The sequence below is a fragment of the Ancylomarina sp. genome (assembly GCF_041555295.1).
Classification (GTDB): domain Bacteria; phylum Bacteroidota; class Bacteroidia; order Bacteroidales; family Marinifilaceae; genus Ancylomarina.
This window is the reverse complement of sequence record NZ_JBFFKR010000205.1, coordinates 1-6,155: the sequence shown is the minus strand read 5'-3', so window position 1 is coordinate 6,155 and position 6,155 is coordinate 1. Positions and strand designations below refer to the sequence as shown.

The 6,155-nt window shown below is 37.3% G+C and carries 5 protein-coding genes; 1 reads left to right on the top strand and 4 read right to left on the bottom strand.

Translation table 11 applies throughout. The features are described 5' to 3' along the window. Nucleotides 1-467: 467 nt before the first annotated feature. Nucleotides 468-1,343 (bottom strand): succinate--CoA ligase subunit alpha, encoded by an 876-nt coding sequence (sucD, locus tag ABY905_RS12835; RefSeq protein WP_372644499.1) that lies wholly within the window; start codon nucleotides 1,341-1,343, stop codon nucleotides 468-470. A gap of 55 nt (nucleotides 1,344-1,398) precedes the next feature. After that, nucleotides 1,399-2,571 carry an ADP-forming succinate--CoA ligase subunit beta gene (gene sucC, locus ABY905_RS12830; protein ID WP_372644497.1) on the bottom strand — a complete coding sequence of 391 codons (1,173 nt, stop codon included), beginning with the start codon at nucleotides 2,569-2,571 and terminating at the stop codon, nucleotides 1,399-1,401. A gap of 349 nt (nucleotides 2,572-2,920) precedes the next feature. On the opposite strand from sucC, the gene ABY905_RS12825 reads away from it, so the two are divergent. Beyond that, nucleotides 2,921-3,370 (top strand): hypothetical protein, encoded by a 450-nt coding sequence (locus tag ABY905_RS12825; protein WP_372644495.1) that lies wholly within the window; start codon nucleotides 2,921-2,923, stop codon nucleotides 3,368-3,370. A 603-nt stretch (nucleotides 3,371-3,973) separates the two neighbouring features. Here the strand turns inward: ABY905_RS12825 and ABY905_RS12820 are convergent. After that, nucleotides 3,974-4,378, bottom strand: a complete 405-nt coding sequence (locus tag ABY905_RS12820; protein WP_372644493.1) for an endonuclease domain-containing protein — start codon at nucleotides 4,376-4,378, stop codon at nucleotides 3,974-3,976. 302 nt (nucleotides 4,379-4,680) lie between these two features. Then, complete coding sequence (locus tag ABY905_RS12815; RefSeq protein ID WP_372644491.1) at nucleotides 4,681-5,313, bottom strand: hypothetical protein; 633 nt, start codon at nucleotides 5,311-5,313, stop codon at nucleotides 4,681-4,683. Between the last annotated feature and the right edge of the window lie 842 nt (nucleotides 5,314-6,155).

The following is a 6,155-nucleotide window of genomic DNA, read 5'->3' as shown; positions in this document are numbered from 1 at the left end:
TCATAAATCAATGGCTACAGAAATATTGAACGACAGAGTTAGGATTTATAATTACTATTCTAAAAATGACTTAAGTATCGTTGTGACTGATCTTAAAACATTGAACAAAGATTTACATGGAACGAGAGTTTGTTTCAGCATTCCTCTCAGTAAAAACTAAGTGTTAATTGTAATTTGTTAGAAAAAAAAATGAGTTTGACCTTAAATCAAGGAAAGATTATAACAAACACCCCTCTGTCCTTCGGACATCTCCCCTTGAAAGGGAGAGTGAAAATAACTACGAATTAATATTCTAAGTTAATTCAAGAATCTTTCCCTTTAGGGAACCGAAACGAAGTGGAGATCGTGAATACTTTTATAATTATCTATGAACAAAGTGCCGGTAGGCGAAAGGGTGTATTATTGGAATGAAAAATAAAAGCCGCTCTTTATTAGAACGGCTTTTGTATTGTTATAAGCTTTGAGGATTATCCCAAAACTTCTTTCATTTTGTTTCCTATATCGGCAGGAGATTTCACCACGTGAATACCAGCAGCGGCGAGTGCTTCCATCTTTTCAGCAGCTGTTCCTTTACCACCTGCGATAATTGCACCAGCATGTCCCATGCGTTTACCTTCGGGCGCTGTTTGACCAGCAATAAAAGCCACGACAGGCTTTTTCACGTACTTGGCAATATAAGCGGCAGCATCTTCTTCATCCGATCCTCCAATCTCACCAATAAGAACGATAGCTTCGGTATCCGGATCTTCGTTTAATAACTTAACCGCATCGATATGCTTGGTTCCAATAATGGGGTCACCACCAATACCAATAGCAGTAGACTGACCGAAACCTGCATTACCTAGCTGGTGAACGGCCTCGTATGTTAAGGTTCCCGAACGGGAGATAATACCAATTTTACCTGGCTTGTGAATGAAACCTGGCATGATACCAATCTTAGCGACACCTGGTGTGATAACTCCCGGACAGTTTGGACCAATTAAAGTCGTCTTAGGACGTTTTTTAAGGAATTCATGAACATCAATCATATCCAATGTTGGAATCCCTTCGGTGATACACACCACAAGCTCTATACCTGCATCAGCAGCTTCCATAATTGCATCGGCTGCAAAAGCTGGTGGTACAAATATAACAGATGCATTGGCTCCTGTTTTTGCTACAGCATCTTTTACTGTATCGAACACAGGTACACTATCCATAAACTTTTGTCCGCCTTTACCCGGCGTAACACCAGCTACTACATTGGTGCCATATTCTATCATTTGTTGGGTATGGAATCCCCCTTCAGTACCAGTAATTCCCTGAACGACTAGTTTTGTATCTTTATTGACTAATACACTCATTGTGTTGATTGTTTTAATTGTGATGGGGCATTTAGCATGATCCCCTTACTAATACCTACTTACTAACTGTTTGTCCCAATGTCGCAACCACTTTTTCAGCTGCATCTTTAAGCTCTGTAGCGGCAATAATATTCATGCCAGATTCTTCGAGAAGTTTTTTACCTTCTTTAGCATTGGTTCCTTGTAAACGAACAACAATAGGTACTTTAGTATTGATATTTTTGATGGCTTGAATAACGCCATTGGCAACACGATCGCAACGAACGATACCGCCAAAAATATTGATTAAAACAGCCTTTACATTTTCATCTGAAAGGATAATACGGAAACCTTTCTCTACCGTTTCGGCAGAAGCAGATCCTCCTACATCAAGGAAGTTAGCAGGCTCACCACCTGTCAATTTGATGATATCCATGGTTCCCATAGCCAAACCAGCACCATTTACCATACAACCAATATTACCATCCAGCTTAATGTAATTTAATCCAGAATAACCCGCCTCAATTTCTAAAGGTTCCTCTTCGTCTAAATCGCGCAATGGCAATAGATTTTTTTGACGATAAAGGGCATTATTATCAAAATCAGCCTTAGCATCCAGTGCGATTACATCACCTTCTTTAGTTACAACCAATGGATTAATTTCGAAAAGAGAAGCATCGGTTCCTATATAGGCTTTGTATAGAGCTAGAAAGAATTTCACACCATTTTTAAAAGCTGAGCCTGTTAATCCCAAAGAAAAAGCCATTTCTCTGGCTTGAAAAGCTTGAAGTCCAACTGAAGCATCAACACCAACCTTAAGAATTTTCTCGGGTGTTTCTTCAGCAACTTTCTCAATCTCCATTCCCCCTTCGGTAGAAACCATAAAGGTCACCTTTGATGAGGCACGATCAAGAACGATACCCGCATAATACTCATGTGCGATATTCGAAGCTTCTTCAATCCAAACTTTTTTCACCAATCGTCCTTCAGGACCCGTTTGATGCGTGATTAGGGTCATACCTAAAATATCATTAGCGTATTGACTCACATCTTGAGCAGTGGGTGCAAATTTCACACCTCCACCTTTTCCGCGGCCTCCAGCGTGAATTTGTGCTTTAACAACGACAGGTAAACCTATTTCTTTTGCTGCTTCTTCAGCCTCTTTTACTGTAAAGGCAATTTTTCCCTGGGGAACAGCTACACCATAGGATTTTAGAATCTCCTTGGCTTGGTATTCGTGAATTTTCATGGGCTAATAATTATTGTGGCTTAGTTAGAATAACTTGTTTAAAGTCAATTTATGATCACTCAAAACAAGCCTTGTTTTTTTAACGAACCTAAATATATAAATAACTGTATGAATATAAAAAGATGCAGAGCCTTTTTTCGGACTTCTTTGTCTTAATTCCTTATAGATAATATCAATGATGTCATTCAAAGTGCTTTGAGCATCTCTTTTGTTTGTGAGCTGTTCCATTTTAAACATCTATAAAAAGAAGATCTGATTTTAAAAAGCTTAGTTAAAGTAAATTTATGGTTTAGTCTTTTTTCATTACTTTAGTAAACATTTTAAAATTTATTTAACCGATTTAAGACCCATGGAGAATTTAGAAGTAAGAGAACAAGAAAACAAGAATGAATTGGTATTGGAAATCCAAGCAGAAGTGTATTTGCGTGAAACCCGTAAGTGGACTAAGTTCTTCGCCATTCTAGGTTTTGTATTTATGGGCTTAGGTGTTCTTAGTTCTATTGGTTTGTTTGCTGCCTCAAGTATGATGAGTGCTTACACTCAAGTGCCAATGGGAGGAATAGCTGTTCTTTATTTAATATTGATTGGCGTTTACTTTTTCCCGATTTATTACTTGCTTCAATTTTCGAATAAGGCTAAAGAAGCTCTATTATCTCGTAGCTCGCAGACGCTTACCGAGGCAATGAAATATATCAAATCGCATTACAAATTTGTTGGCATCATGACCATTGTCATGTTGGCTTTATACCCAATAATTATTATTGGTGCAATTGTATTTGGAGCAAGCCAAGGCTTGTAATTCGCATACACTATAATATTAAAAGCTCCCTTTCCGCCTATGAGGAAAGGGAGCTTTGTTTTATGGGAATGATATCTGGTAATAGCTTTACGTAATCAATTTACAAAATTCCGAGACATTAAACCAATTTTTTTTTTGAATTGTTCATTCCTCGACCTATAAAGGTCATGCTCTGACTATCTGTAAGCTGTGAATGTCTGGGTATGACTAAAGATTTCCAAGACTTTGGTAGAGTTGCTATCTTTAAACCTATCACCCTTTCGCCTGCCGGCACTGTGTTCATAGATGATTATAAAAGTATTCACGATCTCCACTTCGTTTCGGTTCCCTAAAAGGGAAAGAACTTAATTTTATTCTCAGTTAATTATATCAATGCTTGAATCAGATTCAAATCTTAGTATATCATTTCTCCCCTATTTAGGGGAGATCTCGGCAGAGAGAGGGGTGCAGGGCACCGATTAACTAGATCTTTGGACTTTTTATTTTAAACTTATCACCCTTTCGCCTGCCGGCACTTTGTTCATAGATGATTATAAAAGTATTCACGATCTCCACTTCGTTTCGGTTCCCTAAAAAGGGAAAGAAATTGATGTTTTGAAAAGGTTATTTTATTGATTTTCGTTTGCAGGCTAGATTATTATCCTCAAGATTAAAATAAGTTTTAATCTTTTCTAAAACTGCAGGAATATTAATCAATTCTTTATTTTTAATTCTGACGACCCTTATATTCAAATCTGATATTATGGCATCCCTGGTCGCATCTCGTTCTTTTGTAAATTCATGAATCTTTCCATCCAATTCGACAGCTAATTTTTCAGCTTCACAATAAAAGTCAGGCACAAAAAAGAAGTGTTCGTCTTTGTTTGAGTCGTAAATGATAGCATGTTGTCGTAAGAATTTTCGGCCTAAAAGCTGCCTGTTACGAATGTGTTTCCATAATATCTTCTCAGATGGAGTTGCATTATTTCTAAGTTTATTCTTTATTTCTTTAATCTCGTGATATTTCATTCGATTAACTTTTAATACAAAATACGCTTTTATTCTTAATTGATTAGGCGGTAATCGCTTCAGTTATATTTAAATAGAATTGTTGATTAAAATATATCACCCTTTCGCCTGCCGGCACTTTCCCTAAAAGGGAAAGAACTTAATTTTATTCTCAATTAATTATATCAATGCTTGAATCAGATTCAAATCTTAGTATATCATTTCTCCCCTATTTAGGGGAGATCTCGGCAGAGAGAGGGGTGCACTTGTCATGAAAAACAATTTTGAGAGCCCCACAAAATAAAGTGAGACCCTCTATTGAATTATGAAATGGCCTCAAGAATAATTTTAACCATATTCGATTTTTGGCCCACAATTTTGTCGTTTTCTAAGTAGTAGGCATAGTATTCCCTTACCTCAGGTAGGTTGGGATTAATTCTGGGCCTGGTGTCCTTATAAATATTGGTGATCACCGTTTCTTCATATCTAAACTCACCGTTGTTTATAATGCAAAACAGACGAATGCCCGTAAATCCATTTTTTCGGTATTTAACTTGCGGTGTTCCGGCAACCAATTTGGGAGTCAGTTCGGGTTTTTGTTCGTCTGTTTCGAAATACCTTTTGGTATTGTTCAAACCCAAATCCTCCATAATAGCAGGTGTGCATAAAGGGGAGGCCTCAATCAGTTTTCTTAGATCACGAATGCCTGCAGTACTCACCTCTTGTTTTTCGTGGCACTCAAGGGTAAGAGATTTCTTCTGATTGTTAATGGCTTCCTTTCTGTCATAAGCATCCTTAAATGCTAGAAAGGCAGTTTTAAATGGCGCGATTTCTGTTTCGTCGGTAAGTACCGTACCATAATAGCTTGAAACGCGCTCTAAGAAAGTTTCTCCTTTTTGAATGTACTCTTTCACCTTCTTTTTAAGGTATTCGACGTGTTCACTTTTTTGTGACATAACTTAGGTTTTAGTTCGACATGTGTTTTGTTTGGATTTTACAATCAATTAAATAACCTTACTTAAGTTTAATAAAATAATCGCTAAATAATGAAAATTATTTTCGCATAATAGGAGCAAGGGTTCAGAATGTCTGTATTTGAAGCTGTTTGGGATGATTTAAAAACTTTAAATTCTCTTAATTCGCTGCCATATTTTTTATTTTGATCATTTCTGCGTTTTGCAGCAAGTAGCGTATGTTAAATGCATGTTGGTTATTTTATAATTTTACATATCATAAGTTAGATATATCTTTTTATAAAAGCGCCTGTTTAAAGTGTATTTGTCGTTTGTGTTGAATTGTTGGTGAAAAATGACGTTTGTTTTTAAATTAGATATGGTTCAATAGTCTCTTGCTTTGTATTTGATGTGAATTGACCATAAATAAAAGAACTCCGAAGAAATGTATGTAGGTTTTTATGACTGAAAAAAGATCAGTTGTGGGGATTTTTTTAAATGAACTCGCGTTGTTATTATGTTTCGTTTGGTGGTAAACAGACTAAAGTTGCAATAAAATCCCATTTCTGCAGAGCGCAGCAAGCTTGCTGTGTAATATCTCGAGCTTGCTGCGTTACAGGTGGTACTCCCTCTGTTCCCCAGCAAGACAATTTTGAAGCACAGCAAGGCTGCTCTGAAGCAAAAACAGCTTGCTGCCTTCCGCAGCAAGCTCGCTACAAAGCAGAGGAAGCTCATTTTGCTACAGAATAGTCTCCCTGCAGAGCGCAGCAAGCTCGCTCTACTCCGCAGGGAGCTCGCTCCAGAGTACAGCAAGCTTGCTCTACTCCAGAGTGAGGGGTGATTTG

Coding starts and splice junctions, on each gene's coding strand:
- ABY905_RS12825 (WP_372644495.1), top strand. CDS start 2,921: ATGGAGAATTTAGAAGTAAGAGAACAAGAAAACAAGAATGAATTGGTA.
- ABY905_RS12815 (WP_372644491.1), bottom strand. CDS start 5,313: ATGTCACAAAAAAGTGAACACGTCGAATACCTTAAAAAGAAGGTGAAA.
- ABY905_RS12820 (WP_372644493.1), bottom strand. CDS start 4,378: ATGAAATATCACGAGATTAAAGAAATAAAGAATAAACTTAGAAATAAT.
- sucD (WP_372644499.1), bottom strand. CDS start 1,343: ATGAGTGTATTAGTCAATAAAGATACAAAACTAGTCGTTCAGGGAATT.
- sucC (WP_372644497.1), bottom strand. CDS start 2,571: ATGAAAATTCACGAATACCAAGCCAAGGAGATTCTAAAATCCTATGGT.